The sequence below is a fragment of the Micromonospora sicca genome (assembly GCF_003172935.1).
Classification (GTDB): domain Bacteria; phylum Actinomycetota; class Actinomycetes; order Mycobacteriales; family Micromonosporaceae; genus Micromonospora; species Micromonospora sicca.
The window spans coordinates 1-19522 of the sequence record NZ_QGKS01000264.1 but is presented as its reverse complement, the minus strand read 5'-3'; the positions used below and the strand labels follow the sequence as shown (position 1 = coordinate 19522).

Genomic DNA, 19522 nt, shown 5'->3' with positions numbered 1-19522 from the left:
CCAGGACCCGGACGACCCCCAGGCTCGAAGAACCGACAACCCGCGCCCAGCTACGACGTCGGGAAGACCGTGAAACGCGCCCTATCCATCACCGAACGACGAAAGCAGACGGGTTAAACGCCAAGCTAAGGGCGGCTCGTCGGGGGCTATCAGTACACTCGGGGCCCGATGATGTCCTCGCCGATACAGCGCGCGACCGCGACGGGCCGGATCACCCACGTCACCCGCCGCCGCCTGGTCGAGGGGTTCGCGGCTATGCCCACGGCACACTGGAGCGGCGACCTCGACGAGCCAGACTTCCTGGCCCGGCTCTACCCGCTGGAGAAGATGCCGAGCAACGACCCGCGCTACGACACCGCCGGTCGCGACAATTTTCAGCACCGTCTGCTCAACCCATGCGACTGGCCCGACGACTGGATCTTCAGGGATGAGCGGTTCGGGCTGGCGGACAACGACGAAGCACTGCTGGCCTTCCTCGTCGAGATGCTCCACCCCGAGGTCCGCACCAACCTTGCCGAGGTCGAACAGCTTCGGGACTTCCTCAACAAGGTGCTGATCCACGACGGCTACGAGATCGTCCAGGTCGATGCCATCAGCGGTGCCCCGATCTTCGACTACCGCCTCATCGGCTCCGGCGTGCGCGGCTCCATGAAGAACCTCATCTTCGCCGCGCTCGGACCCAAGCCGGAGATCGTGCTCGACGACGCCGTCAACAACGACCTGCACTTTGTCCGCAACGCCGAGAACTGCCTGGTGTACGACCGGCCGCTGGGCGCTCACGGCCTGACCTGGGCCGAGCTGACCGACTGGTGGGCCGATCGACAAGGGATGACCGGCGAGCCGGACCGGGACATCTCACGCAGTCTCTATCGCAGGCTGGACCAGTCGCTCGGCGACAACGACGCCGAGCGGCGCATCCTGCGCACCTACGCCGGGCGCTACGTCCGGCTCGGTCCCGACATCCCGGCCCTGATCCCGCAGGTCTACCTGCACTACGACCCATACACCGCGACCGAGCGACGGGCACCCGGCCCGCTCCCACGTCAACGCATGGACTTCCTGCTGCTCCTGCCTCACCGGGCCCGCGTCGTCATCGAATGTGACGGCAAGCAGCACTACGCCGACGACGACGGCCGCGCCAACCCGCGCCAGTACGCCGACATGATGCGCGCAGATCGCGACCTTCGCCTGAAGGGGTACGAGGTGTACCGCTTCGGCGGCGCCGAGCTCGTCGACGACGATGCCGCACAGCACCTGCTCAGCGCGTTCTTCGACCGCCTGCACCAGCGGTACCACTCATGACCGGGACGGAGGCACCAGTCCCGTGTCGGTGTCTTCGCCTACAGTGACACCCGTGCCCGAGGGACGCCACGGTGGATAGCCAGACGAGCAAGGAACTCGCCACCGTGTCGCAGATGCTGGTCCAAGCCGGGTACCAGCACGCGGCGCGGCTGCTGTCACTGGCCGAGCAGGTAGAGATCGGAGAATCGCTGCCGTGGGAGCGCGCGTCCGTTCCCGTGGTGCTGCGCGTACATCCCGCGTTCGTCGGCCTGTTTCGGCCGGCGGATCTGCAGGTGGTCGCAGCGCAGTTTGATCGTGTCCGGAAGTGGGGGGGAAAGCGGCAATCACCAAGTGAGCGTCGCACCCGTGCTCGCCGACCCCTTCGCCCGCAACGACCTGGGCAGCGGCACGGATGCCATGCAGCTGCGCGACGAGATCGCCGAGACGTTGTGGCAGGTCAGTGCCACCAAGCTCCCAGACGTCTGCCGGGCGTTCGGGCTCGAAGATGGCGACGTCGACGACGCGATGGCCAGCAAGCGCGCGTACGTGCGCAGCCGAACCAGCGACTACACCCTGGACCAGCTGTGCCAACTCGGCTCACGTGTCGTCGAGCAGCATTACCGACCGCGCCTGTGGGGGCTGCTACAGGTGCGGGACCGTCGCGCCCGGGTGGAGCTCCCCGGTGCTCGACGCGCTGCGGACCGGCGCCCGCCTCGCCGTCGTCAGCTCGCACCGGCTGCCGTAGGCCTCAGGGCAGAATTCTTGAGGACGCCGGTTCACGCTCCGCCCGGTGGCGCCCTCTTACCTTCCAGACGGGCGCCACCGGCGCTCGCCCGGAGTAGAGCGAGGTGCAGTGGACAACATCAGTTGGGGGTGGGTGGCCGCCGTGGTCGTCGGCAACCTCACCGCGCTGGCGGCACTCTGGATCCGGGCGCGCTGGCGCGCCCAGGCGGAGAAGGCCCGCGGTGACTCGCTCATCGCCATCGCCGAGGCCCTGCCCGGCGGTGGCCGGCTCCGTGACCAGCGGTCCGACGGGTCGTGCATCACACTGAGCGTGCCTACCAACGGCCACTCTGGAGACCGTCGTGGATGACCAGACCACTCAAGAGCCGACACCTGAGCGGTGGATGGGATTCGCTCGTGCGTGGTGCCGACCGACTCCACCGCTGCTGAGGCGTTGTCGGTAGATGCCGACGGGATTCTCCAGCTCGGCAGCCAGCGCCTGCAGGTGGAGGTCAAGGAGCGCCTGGCGGCGAACTTCTTCACGGAGGCGAACCGGGGGCGCATCGTCGAGGAGTTCAGCGCCTTCTACCGCGGCTTCGCCGCCAGACTGGCCGGCTGGCTCATCTGGCAGGGCGCGTCGGAAGCGGACGCCAAGGACGTCGTGCAGGAGACGATGCACAAGGCCTACCAGCGGTGGGCCACCATCGACACCCCCGAGGCATGGGCACGGGTAACGGCCTCCCGGGCGTACGCCGAGCGGCTGGGCAAGGTCGACGCGATGCCTGTTGACGACATCGCCGAGCACACCCCCGAGACGGCCGCAGGGTGCGAGTTGACCGCGGCGGACGCCAAGCAGGACATCCGGATGGCACTGCAACAGATGCCGGCGCGGCAGCGGCAGATGCTCGCCTGGTCGTTCGAGGGATACACCCCGGCCGAGATCGCCGCGCAGTTGCGGATGACCCCGGAGGCCGTCCGCAGCAGCCTCTACAAGGCGCGCAAGAGACTCGAAGAGCTGTTGCAGGTCCGGGACGAGGGCGACCAGAACGAGGGGGCGAGCGTGAACGACCGAAACATGGACACGCCCGACCGGCTGGGTGCGGCCGCCAGGGCGGAGCTGGACACCATTCAGAGTCGGCTCGAAGCGACGTGGGACATCGAGGCGGGCCTGCGGGAGATCCTTGTGGAGGAGCACTACCAGCGGTTCATCGGCGAGCAGTCCGGCGTGCTCGACGTCGAGGCCGGCCTTGCAGACGTGCTCGCCCGCGATGGGCAGCACCCGGACCCAGAGCCCGTGGAGGTGGACACCCAGCGCTTGCACGTCTAACTCACCGTCCTCACCGCCGCCCAAAGCGATTGCGAGGCGCCGGCACAGCCGAACACCTTCGATCGCGTTCGGCTACTGGCCCAATCGATGCTGGAGACGCTGGGGGAGCTCCGCGACACGGTCCGCGCGGAGCCGCAACCGGGGCGCAAGGTGAAGCTCGCGAGGGCTTACATCGATGCCCTCGGCCGTGCCGCCGAGCTGAACCACCTGGCGGACGAGCTGGAGCTCGGGGCTGTCGGCCTGAGGCAAGCCCTTAGGGTCGTGCGCGGCGCCGCCCTCGCGCTGATGGAGGTCTACGACGAATTCAGCATGGTCCGGAATCCGGGGAAAAAGGTCAACGGCCATCCGCTTGCGCCGCGAGTGCTGGACCTCGCCGTCGACGTCAACAACCTTGAGCGGCCGATCAGGCGTCTGTTCGAGCCGTCAGACGACATGGTCGACGCGCTTCGGTGACCCGGGCGGGCGGGAGGCAGACGTCCTCCCGCCCGCCCGGCGTCATGGTGAGGCCGGGGCCGTGTTGAATGGCGGGATGCTCGTCAACCCGCTACCCGGCACCGAGCGCACGGTGCTCGACTCCGCCCTCGGCGACCTGCTCAACAAGCTGCACAACATCATCGGGGGCGGCGGCGGGACAGCGGCCGTCGAGCGGGCGTTCACCTACATCGAATGGGTGCACGAGGTCCGCCGGCGGCTCCACAACCTGATCCGCCCCACCGAGTTGGAGCAGCTAATCGGGCTCCGCGCCTACGAGACCATCCTCGCCGCCACCGTCCCGTTCGGGAAACCGGGAGGGGAGCGGGTCCTCAACGGCCTGATCTCCACCGAGCTCACCGAGCGGGTCGCTGTTCTCGAGCAGGCCATCCGCGGCCTCAAGGAGCGCGTCGACCAGCTCCACCGCGCCGGCGTCCTGGTCGTGCTCGACACCAACGTCTACCTGCACTACCCCCAGGAGCTGCACGAGATCGACTTGCGGCAGGACCTCGGACTGCGTGAGGAGCCGATCCATATCCTGGTGCCGATGGCCGTGGTCGACGAGCTGGACGGCAAGAAGCAGCACCAGAACAAGGACGTCCGGCGTCGAGCCCGGATGGTCACCTCCAGGATCGACCAGGTGATACGGGACGGTGGCCAGCTGCGCGACCAGGACTACTCGCCGATCAAGAGCGGCGGCATCCCGCGTGGCCGGATCACCCTGGACATCATCCTCGACCCGCCGGGACACACCCGGCTGCCGATCACCGACGACGAGATCGTCGACCGCACCGCCACCACGCAGGCCTTGGCCGGCCGCCGCGTCCGCCTGCTCACCTACGACACGGGCATGACGCTGCGAGGGCGTAATGCCGGCTTGGACGTGCACAAGCTCCAGCACTCCAGGGCCGACGACGGGAAGTAGCTGGGCGCCGATGTGTCGCGACCTGTCGCGCCGGTGGGGGAGAGGGCGAGCCCCAAACCCAACTCCGACGGTCCGCCGAGCTTCATCGTCTCTGAGGTGGCTACCGCGCGAGGAGGGTCGGCGGGCAGCTGCGCTACAACGACGGGGTGCGGCTCGATGAAGTCCGGTACGCGGTGCGGCTCTGCAGGGGCCCGCGCTACTCAGGCGGTAGAGGCTCCTAGCGGTGGGCGGCCCTGAGCACCCTCGCGGCATCCGTGTCGTCCACCTCGCGACTCCGGCTGACTAGTGTCTCCGGCAGGCGAACCTCAGCCTTGACGTCCGCCCGCTTCTCGTCGACTGAGCAGCTGCACGGGGGCCGTGGCCCGACGGCGGCGGGTGCGGAACAGGACCTCCAGGCCGCCGGGTGTATGCAAGCAGATGCCGTCGACGTCATCGCCAGCCAGCTTGTCGATGCCGAGTCGCGGGCACCGCGCGTTCACCGCTGTCCTGGCGAGGAACACGATGTTCGCCGGGCTGATCCGCAAGGTCGCCCGGTCGGAGGTAGCAGGGGCCGGGCGGCGTACGCTGCCCGGCCGACAGTCGCGCGCGACGCACCGGGCGTACGGTGACTCCCGCTGGGATGTTCGATACGTTGCCGATGATGGTCAGCTTCTTCTTGAGCTATCGCGCCGGCGACGAGGAGTTCGCGGCGCGGCTGATCGACGATGCTCTGACCGACCGGTTCGGCGGCGACAGCGTCTTCCGGGACAGCCGACCGGTTCCGCTCGGTGCGAACTTGTGGGCCGAGCTGTGGCAACGGCTGGCAGGGGCGAGGGCGCTCATCGTCGTAATCGGGCAGGGTTGGCTCAGCGACACGTCTCGCCGACGGCTGGATGATCCTTCGGACTTCGTCCGGAGCGAGATCGAATTCGCACTGGAGCGCGGGATCAGGGTCGTGCCCGTGCTGGTCGGCGGAGCGGAACAGCCACCGGACAGCGAGCTGCCGGCGTCCATACGGCCGTTGAGCAGCCGGCAGTTCTGGCGCCTCGACACTCGCACTGCCGAGGAGGACCTCCGCCAGCTGGTCGAAAGTCTCGCCACCATCCCGTTGATTCTCGGCGAAGCGCCCGTGCCCGTGTCCAGCCGCATGGCACCGACATATCGACCGTCGACAGCGATCGTCTACGCGACCCGTGCCGGTGACCTGAAGGTCTTCGACAGCGGCCGGCCGATGCGACTGTCCGATCTGAGGGGCGGCAGGTACTCGACGCGCTACGAGGTGGACGTCCGGAAGCACCAGGCCGTCCTTGCGGCGAGGATGCCCAGCCGCGACGGCGTCTACGACTTCATGGCGTCTCTCGAGGTGACCTTCCAGGTCACCGAACCCGAACAGGTAGTCCGGGAGTCGATCAGGGACGCCCTGGTCCCGGTCCGTGACCATCTGCTGGACACGTGCCGGTCGATCACCCGGCAGTTCGCGCCCGAGCAGGCCGGAGAGGCCGAGTTGGCCATAGACCGAGGGGTCGATCGGAACACCCTCATCCGGGGTGGAATCACGATCCACTCGGTGCACTCCCGGCTGACGCTCGACGACAGGGCCAGACAACATCTGGCGGATCTACGCCAGGAGCTACGGCATGCGTCTCTCGGCGACGCCCTGAGGGCGAACCCCAGGGAGATGTTGCAGAAGCATCTGATCCAGCACCCGGACGATGCCGCCGAGGTGCTGAAGCGGCTCGCCGAGCGCGGCGGCAGCCTCGACGACCGCGCGCGTCGGGTGCTGGCGGAGTTGCTCGAGCGCGACATCATCAAGCCCTCGGACCTTCCGCCGATCGGGTCCGTCCCCGGGACCGGGCGGCAGCCGGAGCGGCTGCTGGTGGCTCGGGCGCCCACTCAGGTGCCGGTGGGTCAGGATCTGACTGTCGATGTCCGGATCGTCAGCGCCGGGCGCTCGGTTCCAGCCGACGCTGTGATGTCCCGGATGGCCAGCCTCGTCGTGACCGATGATGGCGCGCCGGTCACCGTGACGGTCCACGTGCCGGTGGGGCTGCACGCGGAGGGGCCGCTGCAGCAAACCGTGCTACTCAAGCCGGCGGAGGACCCGCCGCCAATCCGGTTCGGGTTCGGTGCGCGGATCCCCGGGTTGCATCGCATTGATGTGACGGCGTGGGCCGGCGGCACCTTCCTGGCCGAGGTCTCCGTCGAGGTCTCCGCGGACGTCGGCGGGGCGTTCCGCGATGGGCAGCCGAAGGCTGCGTCGCTGGGCGCGGCGAGCGCGCGGCCCGGAGAGGTCACCATGGAGGTGCGGTTCAACGGCAGCCAGTACATCTTTCAGCTGCGCTCGGACGCGGCGCTGTTCGCCCCGGTTGTCGAGTCGGTCGCGAACACGCCGAACGCCGCCGTGGAGAACGCCATCAAGGAGCTGCAGCAGCTGGCCGGCGGCAGCTCCCGATACAGCGCCACGATGACCCGCGAGGTGATCCGGTCGGCCGGCATCCAGCTGTGGTCGGATATGGTGCCGGCCGACATCCGCGACCAGTTCTGGCAGGTCGGCGCGGACATGAGCGCCTTCACCATCGCCACCGACTACGACCTGGTCCCGTGGGAGCTGCTCTACCCGCTCAACACGGGCAACGACGCCGGCTTCCTGGTCGAGCAGGTCCCGGTGGTACGCCGCACCTACGGTCAGCGCCGCACCCCGACGGTGGGGCTCGGAAATCCACGTTTCGTCGTGCCGACCAGGGCGCCCACCGGCGTGTACGACGAGGTCGCGGCGGTCAGCGCGATCCTGGGCACGGCCCACGGCGACCCGATCACCAAGGCGGACGACCTGCTCGCCCTGATCAACTCGGGGGAGATGGGCGCCACCCACTTCGCCTGCCACAACACGTTCTCCGCGGACGGCTCCTTCATCGACATGGACGGCGGCCGGTTCAAGCCGGCCCTGCTCGCCGAGGCCGCCATCCGCAAGACCCTGGAGCAGATCGGCCCTCTGGTCTTCATCAACGCCTGCCGCAGCGCCGGCGCGGCGCCGACGTACACGAAGATGCTCGGCTGGGCCCAGCAGTTCATGTCGTCCGGCGCCGGCGCGTTCGTCGGCACGCTGTGGGCCGTTCGTACCGAAAGCTCGGCCCGCTTCGCGACCGCGTTCTACCGCTCCCTGGCAGACGGCGCCACCCTCGGTACCGCGGCCCTCGTCGCACGGACCGAGCAGCAAGAGGACCCGCTCGACCCGACCTGGCTTGCGTACACCGTGTACGGCGACCCGTTCGCCACCGCTGCCTGAAAGGCTCCACCATGGACGTGATCGACTACAGCGTGCCCGTCGAAGAGTTGGTCGCGGCGGTGAAGGACGCGGTCAAGCAGGCCGGCATCTCCACCACCGACGCGGGACGGGACCTACGGACCAGCTCGGTCCAGCTGACCCTGAACGTGGTCGTCACCACGAAGCTCGGCGGCGGCCTCGACTTCCGGGTTCCGGTGATCGGCTGGAACGTCAAGGTGGGTGGCAGCCGATCCCGGCAGAGGGCCCACACGATCGACCTCACGCTCGTCCCAGAGGACCTGCAGGACCGGTACGAGCTGCGCAACAACGCCGTCGAGGAAGCCCTCGTCGAGGCAATCACCACAGTCCGGGCCGCGGTCGCCGCCGGTACCGGAGGCGACGATCCCCTCGTCCTGGAGACCGCGACGGTCGAGCTCGTCTTCGGGGTCACCGACCAGGGCACGATCTCGGTCGGCGCGGAGGGCGAGCTGACCGAGGAGGTAACCAACACCCTCCGCATCGAACTCGTAGGGGGCAAAGCGGGCTAGGAAGGAGAAGAGACCTCCGTCCCACAAGCTGGAGCATCTGATCGGACTTCGCACCTACGAGACCATCCTCGCGGCCGCCGTCCCGTTCGGAAAACCGGGAGGAAAGCGGGGTCCTCAATGGCCTGGTCTCCACCGAGCTCACCGAGCGAGTCGCCCGTCTTCGAGCAGGCCATCCGCAGCCTCAAGGAGCGCGTCGACCAGCTCCACCGCGCCGGCGTCCTGGTCGTGCTCGACACCAACGTTTACCTGCAGTACCCGCAGGAGCTGCACGAGTCACGCCAGCGGCCATGGCCCGCCCGGTACAGATAACGGTCGCTACGTCCACACCCGAGTGCGGAGGCGTGACGGCCTCGTGAGCCCGGAGCACCTGGTGGAGAAGCGCGCGCTCGGCCCGCAGCCGCTAAGGGTGCGGTGTCAGGAAAAGTGATGGTGAGGCAGGGGAAGCTAGGGACGTGAACGATGCGTGGCGTGACGTCGAGGCCGGCCGCCAACAATTGGACTGGGCGGTCGCCATCGGCGATCCCGCCGAGGCGGAGTACCTGACGCCGCTCGGCCACCAAGTTGCGAGCCGAGCGATCACGGACTTGGACGCATTCTTCGGACCTGGTTGGCTGCACCGCGCCACCCATCCCGGACCAGGTACAACCGGACCGACGGTGATGCCCTACTTCGCCTCGCTGCTGGGCGCGCCGGCGTTCGTCGCCGCGATCAGCTTGTGGGCTCGCCTGCAGGTCCTGGTCGACGCCGGGGTCCAGGGCATCGGCCAGGTACGGAAGAACCTGCGCGTCAACCCGGCGGCCGAGGAGTTCCGCCATCACATTGCCTTGGCCCGGCTGGCGGTCCTCGCTAGCCAAGCCGGTGCGCGGCTAACGCTTGAGCCGGTAAAACCGCAGGGCGGGCCTGGGGACTTGCGGGCGGTACGCGCCGGCAGTGACGTGTTTGTCGAGGTCCGGGCGCTGGGCCCGGGCCAGGGCTTCCGGGCCCACAGCCGGTGGATCGACGATGCCATGATGCATCTCCGGGTGCTGGAAGTCCGCCACGACGTGCACTGGGATGGCGAACTGCCTACAGAACCCGACGTTCAGTGGAAGGAGGCCGTGGACGCGGCAGCCGCCGAGGTATCGGCGACCGGAGTTCCGATCGAGGTTGTCGTCAATGGTGCGACGTTGACCGCCCGACCTGGCCCGGCGCCGACCGGGACGCAGATCACCGGGCCGCTGTGGGAGGCCGACGAAGGCCATCGTCTGCTGCAAGCGCTCATGAAGAAGGCCATCAAGACTCAGTCCGCAGGAGCGGCCTGGCTGTGGCTGGAAGACGCAGGGGCGCTGTGGCCGCTGACTGCCTTCGCCAGTGATCCACTGCCCCAGAAGGTCAAGGTGCTTCAGCAGGCCCTCGGTCCGCTATTTGACGCCCATCCACACGTGCTCGGTGTCGTGCTGACTTCTGGCGAGATGCGCTTCGGCGGGCCGCTCGACGACGCCACCGAGACCCACCACCGCGGCGCGGCCTTCCTCCGGACGATGCCTGGCTCCCTGGTTCGAGAAAGCATTGTCGTGCATCGCCGGCTATGCGTGCCCGGACAGTATGCCCTGATCACCGAGATGTGCGCCGAGGAACCGGCCTGGCTCGATCACGCGTTGGCCCGCCTTGGCGTACCCGGCGGCGTTGCGGCACTGACCACCTGGCCAGTGCGCCAGGCGCCAACGGTCGGGAGGCAGTACCCCGGCGGCCGCCTGTACGTGCCCACGCAGAGCTACCCCAGCCCTCGGTGATCTTTGCGCCGATCGGTATCCGCCCGCTGCGGACAGGCTGCGATGGTGACGGTACGCATGCGCGTCCACGAGCTGCGTCAGGCGATCACCGACGCTCTGTACCCACTTCAGTCGTATCAGCTTCGCCTAGGTTTGTGATCGCTTCAGCCTTGCCCCGGGTGACGAGGACTAGGCGGCCAGGGCCGGTGTTGTCTGAAGCGCGCACCGGGCGGCGTCGGGTGCTCGACGCCGATGATCCGTTGGGTGATGACGCCTGTCAGGTAGTCACGTTTGTGGGTACGTGACGGCTGGTGAGGTATTGGGCGGTCGCGGTGATGTGTTGGGCTGGGAGGGCAAGCGCGGCGAGTCGGCGGGCGCGGGTGACGGCGACGTAGAGCACGCGCAGGGCTTCGGCGGTCTCGTGCGGGGCGGGGCCTGCTCCGGCGGGTGCGGGGATCGCGTCGGCGGCCCAGATGGTGAGCAGGTGGGTGGTGCGGTCGTCGTCTGGGAGGAGCATCAGAACGGCGTCGGCTTCTTCGCCTTTGACTTGGTGCACGGTGTCGGTGCGGACCGTGTGCTCGGTAACAGCGGTTGTGGGCACGCCGGCGAGCGATGCTGCGGTCTTGGTGCTCTTGCCCGGTGGGCAGGTGAGGGTCGTTCCTGCGGGCGTGGTGTTGTCGGGCAAAGGCCGCAGCGTATTGAGGATGCGGCGGGCGGCGGCGCACCATTCGGCGGCGGGCAGGGAGAGGTCGGGTAGCTCGTCGAGCGCGCGGGCGGCGAGGCGGCGCAGGTGGTGCGGGTCGATCCCATAGGTGTCGCGGCGGTCGGTGGCGGCGATGTAATCGGCGTCGGGCATCCAGTAGCGCACCAGCCCGGCTTGGAGGATCTGTTCAGCCAGGGCCCGTGTGCGTTGGTCCGGAGCCGCCTGGCGGAGCATCGCAACCGCCCATGCCAGCGCGCTGGTGGGGTTGGCTGGTGGTCGTCGGGGGTCGGCGCCGACGCCGGGCAGCGTCGCGGCGGCGTGGGCGAGGACGAGGCGGCGCGTTGGGGGGATGCCGGCCCGGGCGGCGATGTCGTCGAAGGTCGACAGCTCCTTTCCGCCGTCGAGGGGGATGAGGTGGATGGGCAGGTCGATGTCGTGGTGGTCGGCGAGGGCGATATCGGGGGTTCGCCGGCGTGGGTCAGCGCGCATGGTTGCGGCGAGGCGGCACACGGTGGTGGAGGAGCGCCAGTTGCCGGTCAGCTCGACCGTCTCCATGTGATCGAGCAGGCGATTGATCGCGGGCGGGCCGGGGCTGCGGAAGCCGTAGATGGCCTGGTCCGGGTCGGCGATGACGAGGGTGGGAAGGCCCAGCTCTTGGATGGCCAGTAGCAGGTTCACATCGACGTCGGAGCAGTCCTGGGCTTCGTCGACGATGAGTTCGCTGAACCGCGCGGGAAGGGTCTGCCCGAGGAGATGTGCGTGGTTGGCCAGATTGCGGTCGGCCGCGCGGCGGGTTTCTTCGCCGGTGAACAGCCGGTAGTCGTTGGCCAGTCGGGTGCGCTGCTGCTCGGCGAGGCGGCACACGGTCGCGATCTGCTCGTCGCTGAGGTGACGGCGGCCGCCATCGCTACGGGCGCGACCGGTCAGAGTCGCGATCGGTGCGGCGAGCTGGCCTGGGTAGCGGAACTGGAACTCTGCGAGGTCGAAGGTGTGTCGTTGGCGGGGCTTGGTGGGGTCGGGCAGGTAGTCGATTTGGCGCAGTTGGCGTGGCGCGTCGCGCCAGCTTTCCACCCGCCGGAACGGTCGGCGGTTGACGTCGTCGGGTGGCGGTAGGAACGGCCGGACGAGGAAGCGCCAGAAGAATCCGTCCAAGGTCATGATCGCGTGGGGGTGCTGCAGGAGGTCGGGGCGGCCGAGTTCGTGGGCGCGGGCGCGAATCTGCGCCGCGGCGATCTTGGTGAAGGAGGTGATGGCGCGCCCGATCGGCTGGTTGCGTGGTGTGGCGCAGTGCCGGTTGACGATGGTGCGGGTCTTTCCTGCGCCGGGGCAGGCCACGACGGCGTGAGGAACGGCGGCGGTCACGACGGCGTCCTGCTGGGTGGCGGCTATCGCCCGGTGCCGTTGCAGGCCTTCGCTCGTGGGGAGCACGGTCGAGGGTGTCGTCATGGCAGTGGTGCCACCAGCCAGGTCAGGGCCTCGCGGATGTAGGCCGGTACCTGCAGCGCATGGCCGTCGGTGGTGGTGTGATCCAGGAAGTTCTGCGCGAAGTCGCCCTTGCGCAGGCGTGTCTTCTTCATCGCGGAGATGAGGATGCGGGCCCGCTCGTCGGCGTCGGCGGCGGCGTCGACGCGTGTCTTCAACCGGGGCCCGGCGGTGGGGCGCTGCGCCGACCATGCCGGCCAGAAGGCAGTGTTGCCGGCATCGAGCAGCTCGGGTTCGAGGGTGCTGGGTGAAGCGAATACGGCTGCGGCGTCGGTGGCGCCCAGAGTGTGGATCAGCCGGCGAAGGGCTCCGACGGGGTCGTGACGCTTGCCGGGGTCGGTGTCGGTCAGCACCGCGACTCGGTTCGCGATGCGACCCGACGGCGTCATGGTCAGGAGCATCCGCAGATACGGGCCGAAGTCGACGCCGTCGATCGCGACGATGGTCGAGCCGATGAAGCGGGTCCAGTCCCGGCCGGTGAACAGGGTGCGGGCCATCGCTGGGAGCAGGAGCGCCTCGGCGATGCCCTCGACCAGGACGGTGCGCGGGCCGAAGAGCATGCTGCTGCGGGTGGCATCGAGGTACCGGTTGACGCGTGCCCTGTCGGCGGGGTCCAGGCCGAGCTCGGCGACTGCCACCGCGGAGGCGGTGAACCTTACCGGGGCTGCACGGCCGGGTGGGTCGCTGGTGGCGTTCTGGGGGGCGGTGACGGGGCGGCGTTGGAGCACGACGATGTCGTCGACGTCGGTGTGGGCGGCCAGAAGCGGCGCGTGCGTGGTCACAACGACCTGGATTCGGCCGAGCCACCCGTTGTCGGTTGTGCGTTGGGAGTCCCGCGCGGTGCGGGCCAGGTAGTCCAGCAAGACGGCTTGCAACTGGGGATGCAGGTGCGCCTCAGGCTCTTCTACCAGCAGGAGTGTGAGATCTGCCTGGGCTGCGGCGTGCAGGTGGGTCAGTACGGTCGCGATGAAGGCTAGGTTGGCGTAGCCCATGCCTGACTCGGCGAGGTCGCGTGGCTCCACTCCGGCGTCCGCCATCCGCATCCGCAACCCGCGAACCAAGCTGGTGAGGTCCGCGCGACCGTAGCCCAGGTCGGTGATGTGTTCGTGCGCACCGCTGGTCAGCTCGGTCAACGGCTCGTTGACCTTCTGCGACGCGCGCACCAGTACGGTATTGAGCTCGATGCGGCGCAGGTGCTCACCGACCTCACTCTGGAAACGCGTCCGGTCGTGGCGGTCGCCGGCCTCGTCGACGAAGGCCTCGTCGGCGAGCATCCGCTCGACGATCGCCCGGATCCGGGAACTGCCGGCAGGGCCCAGCTCGCGGGCGGCGTCCCGCAGCGGAGGTAGATACACGTGCCGCAGCCGACTGCGCGCCCCCGGGTCGGGGTCGTCGGCGACCGCGCCGCTGCCGGCGGTCCAGCTCATCCGACCACGGGTCTCCGCCGCGCCAGGAGGTTCATAGGTTAGCGCGTAGCGTGCTTCCGCCTCGCCGGTCCGTGGCGACGGGGCGAAGGCGTCGCTGTACGGGGCGAGTTCGAACGCCGTGCCGCGCAGCGCCATCCGGAGTGTGAAGCTCGCGTGGTCGCCGGTACGGCACACGTCATTATCGTCGGCCCACAACGACCGTCGGCCATCCAAGGGCTCGGTAAGCATGCGCAACGCGTCGGTCGCGCCCGACTTGCCGGCGCTGTTCTCGCCTAGGAGCACCGTCACCCCACGCCGAAGCCGGATCCGCGCGTCAGCGAACGCGCGGAACCCAAACAGGCCCAGCTCCCCTAGGTACACTGCGCCCTCCCTTCATCGCGCAGCGTGCGTAATTTGGCAGCTTAGTGACGCTGTTCAACCTGCGGGTCGGCGTGGGATCGGCGGACCGTGGAACGGCCTGAAGCGGATGGTGCCGTGGAGCCCACGGATCGCTGTTTGAGGCGCCGTCGATGCTCCTCAAACTTAGGATCTACAAACGGCCCTCCCGAGCTCACCAGCGTCGGCGGACTGGGTCGTGGAGATCGCCGACAGATGGTCGTGCTTGAATATGACCGGTCTCCGGCGGTCGTTGGAAGCGGTCGGAGCTGTCTGAACAGTGCTGGGTCGCGACGGCGGAGGGCGCTCCCGCCAACGGCGCTTCTGGAAGGCACCCTGCATCGAGGCAGCCTGCTCCTCCTCGCCGCTGGTCAGCGTGTCCTTGTCGCCCGGCCGCTCCAGCTCGATGGTGGCCAGCAGATCATCGGGCCCGGGCGATGGCCCCGGCTCAGTTGAAGCGCTACGAGGCGTGGGAGGTCGGCGGGTGATGAGCGAGGACGTGGTCCGGGCGGCTGAGGCGTTCGCCCGCGGTGAGGTGGAGTACGACGAGACCGCCCAGGTAGAGCTGCCGCCGACGGCGGACACCGAGCGGATGGTGATGCGCGGGGTGCGTCTGCCCGTTGACTTGGACCAGCGGGTACGCGCCGCCGCAGATAAGGCCGGCGTCAAGCCATCCACCCTCATCCGCGAGTGGATCGAGCTCGGCCTGACCGAACTAGAGAACGACCGGTCCGTGTCGCTGTCCGCGCTTCGCCGGGCGATCGCCCACGCGACCCAGGCCGTCCACTGAGAAGCTGGGCAGACCCAGGGCCAGGGCAACCGAGAAGCGGCCACTTCGCCTGAGAACTGACACGAGCCAGGTGGGTGGACCTCACGAGCGCCTCGACCTGACCGGGCGGCTGCTCCGGCGGACTTTAGGCAGTCACCGCGCTGGACGGCATGCCGTCAGGCGGCGCGCCGGTACGCCTCGCCCAGGAGGTCTCGCATCAGCTCGATCGGGTTCATTCCCCGCCGGCCCGCTTCGGCCTCCAGCCACTGGATCAGCTTGTCGTCGGAGTCAAAGCTCACCGTGTAGGCCGCCCGTGTCCGCCGGTCCGTGGTGTCCACCTGGGCCGTACTCCAGTCGATGGGCTCGCCTGCCTGCTGCGCAACCTCGTCCCGCCTCATCGGCGTCCCCCTCCTGTTTATCTGCTTGTTTGAGACGAAACTCAACAGCCGGAACTCACTGCAGGTTGCGTCCTAATTCGATACAGGGGAATGCGTCCGCCGCGAGCTTGATCAGTTAGCTGGGTGGCGACACCCCATCGCAGGATCTTTGCGACTGTCTCGTCGGCGATGTCGATGCCGAGCCTGTCGCTCGCCGCGTCAGCAAGCTCTGCTACGTCGCCGACGAAAACGCCCTCTGAGTCGGCCGCCGCGAGGAGCGCCTGCCACACAGCCCGCCAGGTGCGGCGTCTTTGCGGGCTCCATGCTTTGGCACGGATGTCGAAGGCCTGGAGCCGGTGATCTTGCGCGGGTCGCTGCGGTCGGGTCGACCCCCTTGGCGTTGGGATGCAGAGTTGGTAGGTGTTGCAGCGCTGGCCGTTGCCGTGGTCGACGACCTTCAGCAATCCAGCCGCCTGTAGCCATCTCAAGGAGGCCTGGACGTTGGCCCTGTTCGCCGGACGTCGTCCAGACGCTGCTGCGATCGCCGCCGCGAGCTGGGTCGGTGACAGCGCTACGTGCATGGCCTCGTCGGCGCCGTCGACGAGTGCCCGCCAAACCGCACGACGGAGGCTCGCCACCTTGCCAGCGATGGTATGCGCGCTGACCCACGGGGCCGACGGATGGCGGTCGTCGAAGGCTCGGTAGGCCCGCTCACGGTCGATCATCGCATCGCCGTCCTGCAGGCACGGGCGCCAGCGGCCCAACTCGTTCGCGACCACCCCAACCCTGCGATCCGGGCTTGGTCGCCGAAAGAGCTGCAGTGAGGCGACGGGCGACGGCCACATGCCCCCCAATTTAGGGCATTATCCTGCACTGACAAGAGTTCTAGCGGCGACTTGCCTGAATTCTTGTGATCGAGCCGCCGCCGCCCGTGGACCTTGCGGCGCTCGGCCATGCGGTCGCGAAGGCCAGACGCGCGGCCAATCTCACCCTCGACGGCCTCGCCGAGCGCAGCGGCATCTCCCGGCGGATGCTGGTTGAGGTCGAGGGGGGCCGCATCAACTGTACGATCGGCGTCCTGCACGGCATCGCGCATGCCGTCGGCGTGCCATCGGGCGACTAGCCCAGACGGCCTGCACAGACAGCCGTACCAACTAGCTGGCATCGCAGCAGCCGAGGACGGCGCCGACGTCCGTAAGCAGACGTCGGCCGGACGCTAGACGCGCCGAAGCACACAGACGACCTTGCCCAGGATGACCGCATGTTCGGCGGAGATCACCTCGTAGAGCGGATTTCGCGGGACGAGCTCGACGCGACCGTCGCGGCTCCGGTAGGCCTTGACCGTCGCCTCGCCCTCGATCATCGCGGCGACGATGTCGCCGTTCTCGGCGACCGCCTGCTGGCGCACGACGACCACATCTCCCTCGCAGACTGCCGCCTCGATCATGGAATCGCCCTTAACTATCAGAGCGAACAACGTGCCGTGCCCTACTAGGGCGCGAGGCAGCGTCAGCTCGTCCTCCACGTGTTCCTCGGCGAGGATCGGGGCACCGGCAGCGATAGTGCCAAGCACCGGAACTTTGACACTTGGCTCGTCTGCTCCGTTCGATGCCGTACCAACCCGCGCCCTGCGGATGTCGACCGCCCTGGACGCGTTTGCCTCACGACGCAGGAGGCCACGCCGTTCCAGAATGTTCAAGTGGTACGCCACGGACGAGGGAGAGCCAAGCCCGACCGCTGCGCCGATCTCGCGCACCGTGGGTGGGTAGCCGTGCTGCTGGATCCAATCGTGAATCACCGTCAGGACGCGCTGCTGCTTGGCGCTGACGTGGGGCGGCTCGGCCTCGGCCCCATCGGAGGTTGTCATCCATGGACAATACAACAGATTTTAGAACGCGCGTACTAACGCGCTCGGTGCGGGTTTGGGTATCCGAACTCCTCGGACTCCCCGGGGAAACGGCGAAGCCGTATCCGGACGTGCGTTTTGAGGCAGTGGGTGTAGTCGACGTTGTCGCCGATCGCCGTCAGCCACGACCGCCTGCCCGGCTGTGGCAGGTTCGTCTCCACGAACAACCGCCGCTGCACATCCGATCTGGCCTCGTTCGGGAGATGGAGGCTCGAAGCTAACCGCCACCGGCAGCTGGCTGAATCTCCTTCCGGTCGTCGTACGGCCGATCGATGTTCGGTTGAAGTCATGTCGGACCCCGGCGTGGCCCGCTGAATGTCTTCCGCCTTCGGCCATGCGACCGCTACCATCATCGTCGATCAATCTGAGAGGGCGGTGCGATGGCGGAGCCACCAGCGGCCGCGGGGCGGGTGGTGGCACCTATCTGCGCCGCGGCATCCGCCTCTGCCCGCCCAACCGCGACTACCGACGGCACCGATTCGTGGCGACACCGGCCAAGCCGGAACTAGACGAGATGCAGCTGGCAAGGCCTTCCACTCGCCGTCTTCGATGCAAACGAGGAGGCCACGCAATGGCAGTAAACGCCGAGGGGCACGGCGACGGCCTGCCGAATGAGCGGCCCGACCCGATCACAACCTTGCGCGGCTGGCGCCGTTTTGTGAGGCAGTCCCGCCCCACTTCGAGTTGCTCCCCGAGGCCGAGTGGGCCGCGCTGTCCGAGGCCGCACGCCCGGCCTACAACAAGGCCCGGTTCGACTACCACTGCGGAAGGGTGGTCTTGGCGACCCCCACTATTCAGGAGATCGAAGAGCAGGTTGGGCTGACCCAGCTCAACCATCACGACTCCATCGCCCGCCGTGGCCTGGTCGTGTCGGGACCCCCGTTCACGGGCAAGAGCACCGGCCTCACGCAGCTCGGGCGCGCCTACGAGCTGTGGATTCGCCAGCGCTATCCCAGCCAAGACCGCATCCCCGTGGTCTACGTGACCACCCCGCCGCAATGCTCTCCCCGCAACCTTGTTGCGGAGGTCGCCCGGTTTCTCGGCCTGTCACCGATCAACCCGCGGGCCGGCTTCACCAACTTCGTCGACGGGGTCGGCCAAGCGCTCACTGAAGCCCGATGTGACCTGGTGCTGGTTGACGAGATCCACAACCTGTACCTGCCTACCGCCGCCGGTGAGTACCCTTCCGATCAGCTCAGTTACTTGACCGAGCGCCTGCCGGCGACGTTCGTCTACGCAGGGATCAACCTCGAACAATCCGGGCTGTTCACCGGGGGGCACGCCGCGCAAACCGCTCGCCAGATAACGCTCGTCAAAGCGGGGGCGATTCCCTATGGGCCCGAGTGGGAGGGCCTGGTGGCCAACCTGGAGGCCGGACTGCGGCTGCACCGCCACGAGGATGGCACCCTTATCCGCCTAGACCGGTACCTACACGAACGAACGCACGGGATGATCGGCAACCTGTCCCACCTGATCCAAGCGGGGGCATTGGCCGCGATCGACGACGGCAGCGAAGCCGTCACACGCCAGCTTCTAGAGGTCATCCGACTCCCTGGGTTCCACTGATGTGCTGATCCGCTAGTACACGAATCTTGGGGTTGAGCTGCGGAAACACGGCTCTGGCCGCCTAGTCCGCACGGCTACCACCTCGTGCTCACCGCACTCACCACAGCGTGCGTCCTCGCCGCGGTCGGCATGTGGGCCGTAGGGGAGGGCCGGACCGACAGCGGCGAGCACCGCAACCCCGCCCATCTGACCGCGTCCAGGAGCCGCGCTGCAGATCCAGCTCAAGCAGCCGCGAGTGGCGAGCACGCGGAAGGGCCGATCCGGCATCTAGCCCAGGTCCCACGCGGTCCACGTGACAATCCAAGGCTGCTCGGGTCGCGTGGCCGGAAGCGGCTGATCCCCGAACAGCACTGCTCCTACCGCTTCGGCCGCCGCGCGCATCTCTGCCTCCGGGTCCCGCAGCGGATCACATACCACCAGCAGGAGATCGCCGTGAACGAGTGTCTGGGCGGGGTGGCCCGTCTGCTGCCTGATCAGTGACCGAATCTCCTTCCGGAGGACGGCAAGCTGGTCACCGGGCACCTCCCGGACCTCCGCGTACCCGTGCTCACGCACCACGCCGCAGACCACCTGGGCAACGACCGGGACCCTGCGGTCGACCGCAGGGTCCCGGTCGTTGCCCAGGTGGTCTGCGGCGTGGTGCGTGA

The 19522-nt window shown here is 68.3% G+C and carries 17 protein-coding genes and 1 pseudogene; 12 read left to right on the top strand and 6 right to left on the bottom strand.

Annotated features, from left to right (window positions below; genetic code table 11):
• Positions 1–168: 168 nt before the first annotated feature.
• The 9 genes from DKT69_RS20990 to DKT69_RS20950 all read left to right on the top strand — a co-directional run bounded on the left by DKT69_RS20990 (position 169) and on the right by DKT69_RS20950 (position 10291).
• Complete coding sequence (locus tag DKT69_RS20990; RefSeq protein ID WP_146231165.1) at positions 169–1302, top strand: AbiJ-related protein; 1134 nt, start codon at positions 169–171, stop codon at positions 1300–1302.
• An 832-nt stretch (positions 1303–2134) separates the two neighbouring features.
• On the top strand, positions 2135–2374 hold the full coding sequence (locus tag DKT69_RS20985) for a hypothetical protein (RefSeq protein ID WP_146231164.1): 240 nt from the start codon (positions 2135–2137) through the stop codon (positions 2372–2374).
• 54 nt (positions 2375–2428) lie between these two features.
• On the top strand, positions 2429–3331 hold the full coding sequence (locus tag DKT69_RS20980; protein WP_161557913.1) for an RNA polymerase sigma factor: 903 nt from the start codon (positions 2429–2431) through the stop codon (positions 3329–3331).
• An 87-nt stretch (positions 3332–3418) separates the two neighbouring features.
• Positions 3419–3784, top strand: coding sequence for a hypothetical protein (locus DKT69_RS20975; RefSeq protein ID WP_109803228.1), 366 nt, complete (start codon positions 3419–3421; stop codon positions 3782–3784).
• Between the two features lie 76 nt (positions 3785–3860).
• Positions 3861–4727, top strand: a complete 867-nt coding sequence (locus DKT69_RS20970) for a PIN domain-containing protein (protein WP_109803227.1) — start codon at positions 3861–3863, stop codon at positions 4725–4727.
• A gap of 619 nt (positions 4728–5346) precedes the next feature.
• On the top strand, positions 5347–7992 hold the full coding sequence (locus DKT69_RS20965) for a CHAT domain-containing protein (protein ID WP_109803226.1): 2646 nt from the start codon (positions 5347–5349) through the stop codon (positions 7990–7992).
• 11 nt (positions 7993–8003) lie between these two features.
• On the top strand, positions 8004–8519 hold the full coding sequence (locus tag DKT69_RS20960; RefSeq protein ID WP_109803225.1) for a trypco2 family protein: 516 nt from the start codon (positions 8004–8006) through the stop codon (positions 8517–8519).
• A gap of 117 nt (positions 8520–8636) precedes the next feature.
• Positions 8637–8828 (top strand): hypothetical protein, encoded by a 192-nt coding sequence (locus DKT69_RS20955; protein WP_109803224.1) that lies wholly within the window; start codon positions 8637–8639, stop codon positions 8826–8828.
• 143 nt (positions 8829–8971) lie between these two features.
• Positions 8972–10291: a hypothetical protein gene (locus tag DKT69_RS20950; protein ID WP_109803223.1), complete on the top strand. Its 1320-nt coding sequence runs from the start codon at positions 8972–8974 to the stop codon at positions 10289–10291.
• 256 nt (positions 10292–10547) lie between these two features.
• Here DKT69_RS20950 and DKT69_RS20945 read toward each other — a convergent pair whose 3' ends face one another.
• Both DKT69_RS20945 and DKT69_RS20940 read right to left on the bottom strand, forming a co-directional pair.
• Positions 10548–12419 (bottom strand): UvrD-helicase domain-containing protein, encoded by a 1872-nt coding sequence (locus tag DKT69_RS20945; protein WP_161557912.1) that lies wholly within the window; start codon positions 12417–12419, stop codon positions 10548–10550.
• Positions 12416–14242, bottom strand: coding sequence for an ATP-dependent nuclease (locus DKT69_RS20940; protein WP_146231163.1), 1827 nt, complete (start codon positions 14240–14242; stop codon positions 12416–12418). The genes DKT69_RS20945 and DKT69_RS20940 overlap by 4 nt, the downstream gene beginning before the upstream one ends.
• 502 nt (positions 14243–14744) lie before the next feature.
• Here DKT69_RS20940 and DKT69_RS20935 point away from each other — a divergent pair.
• Positions 14745–15047, top strand: a complete 303-nt coding sequence (locus DKT69_RS20935; RefSeq protein WP_146231162.1) for a hypothetical protein — start codon at positions 14745–14747, stop codon at positions 15045–15047.
• Between the two features lie 155 nt (positions 15048–15202).
• Here the strand turns inward: DKT69_RS20935 and DKT69_RS20930 are convergent, their stop codons facing one another.
• Both DKT69_RS20930 and DKT69_RS37845 read right to left on the bottom strand, forming a co-directional pair.
• Positions 15203–15424 carry a hypothetical protein gene (locus DKT69_RS20930; RefSeq protein ID WP_109803219.1) on the bottom strand — a complete coding sequence of 74 codons (222 nt, stop codon included), beginning with the start codon at positions 15422–15424 and terminating at the stop codon, positions 15203–15205.
• Positions 15425–15465: 41 nt separating this feature from the next.
• Complete coding sequence (locus DKT69_RS37845; RefSeq protein WP_146231161.1) at positions 15466–16182, bottom strand: hypothetical protein; 717 nt, start codon at positions 16180–16182, stop codon at positions 15466–15468.
• Between the two features lie 131 nt (positions 16183–16313).
• On the opposite strand from DKT69_RS37845, the gene DKT69_RS20925 reads away from it, so the two are divergent.
• Positions 16314–16526, top strand: coding sequence for a helix-turn-helix domain-containing protein (locus DKT69_RS20925; protein WP_161557911.1), 213 nt, complete (start codon positions 16314–16316; stop codon positions 16524–16526).
• 93 nt (positions 16527–16619) lie between these two features.
• Here the strand turns inward: DKT69_RS20925 and lexA are convergent, their stop codons facing one another.
• A complete protein-coding gene (gene lexA / locus DKT69_RS20920) occupies positions 16620–17270 on the bottom strand; it encodes a transcriptional repressor LexA (RefSeq protein ID WP_109803217.1) in 651 nt (216 codons plus the stop codon).
• A 723-nt stretch (positions 17271–17993) separates the two neighbouring features.
• Here lexA and DKT69_RS20915 point away from each other — a divergent pair.
• Positions 17994–18875, top strand: a complete 882-nt coding sequence (locus DKT69_RS20915; protein WP_201749771.1) for an ATP-binding protein — start codon at positions 17994–17996, stop codon at positions 18873–18875.
• Positions 18876–19142: 267 nt separating this feature from the next.
• Here DKT69_RS20915 and DKT69_RS39975 read toward each other — a convergent pair.
• Positions 19143–19522 (bottom strand): annotated as a pseudogene (locus DKT69_RS39975) (hypothetical protein); the annotation flags it as partial.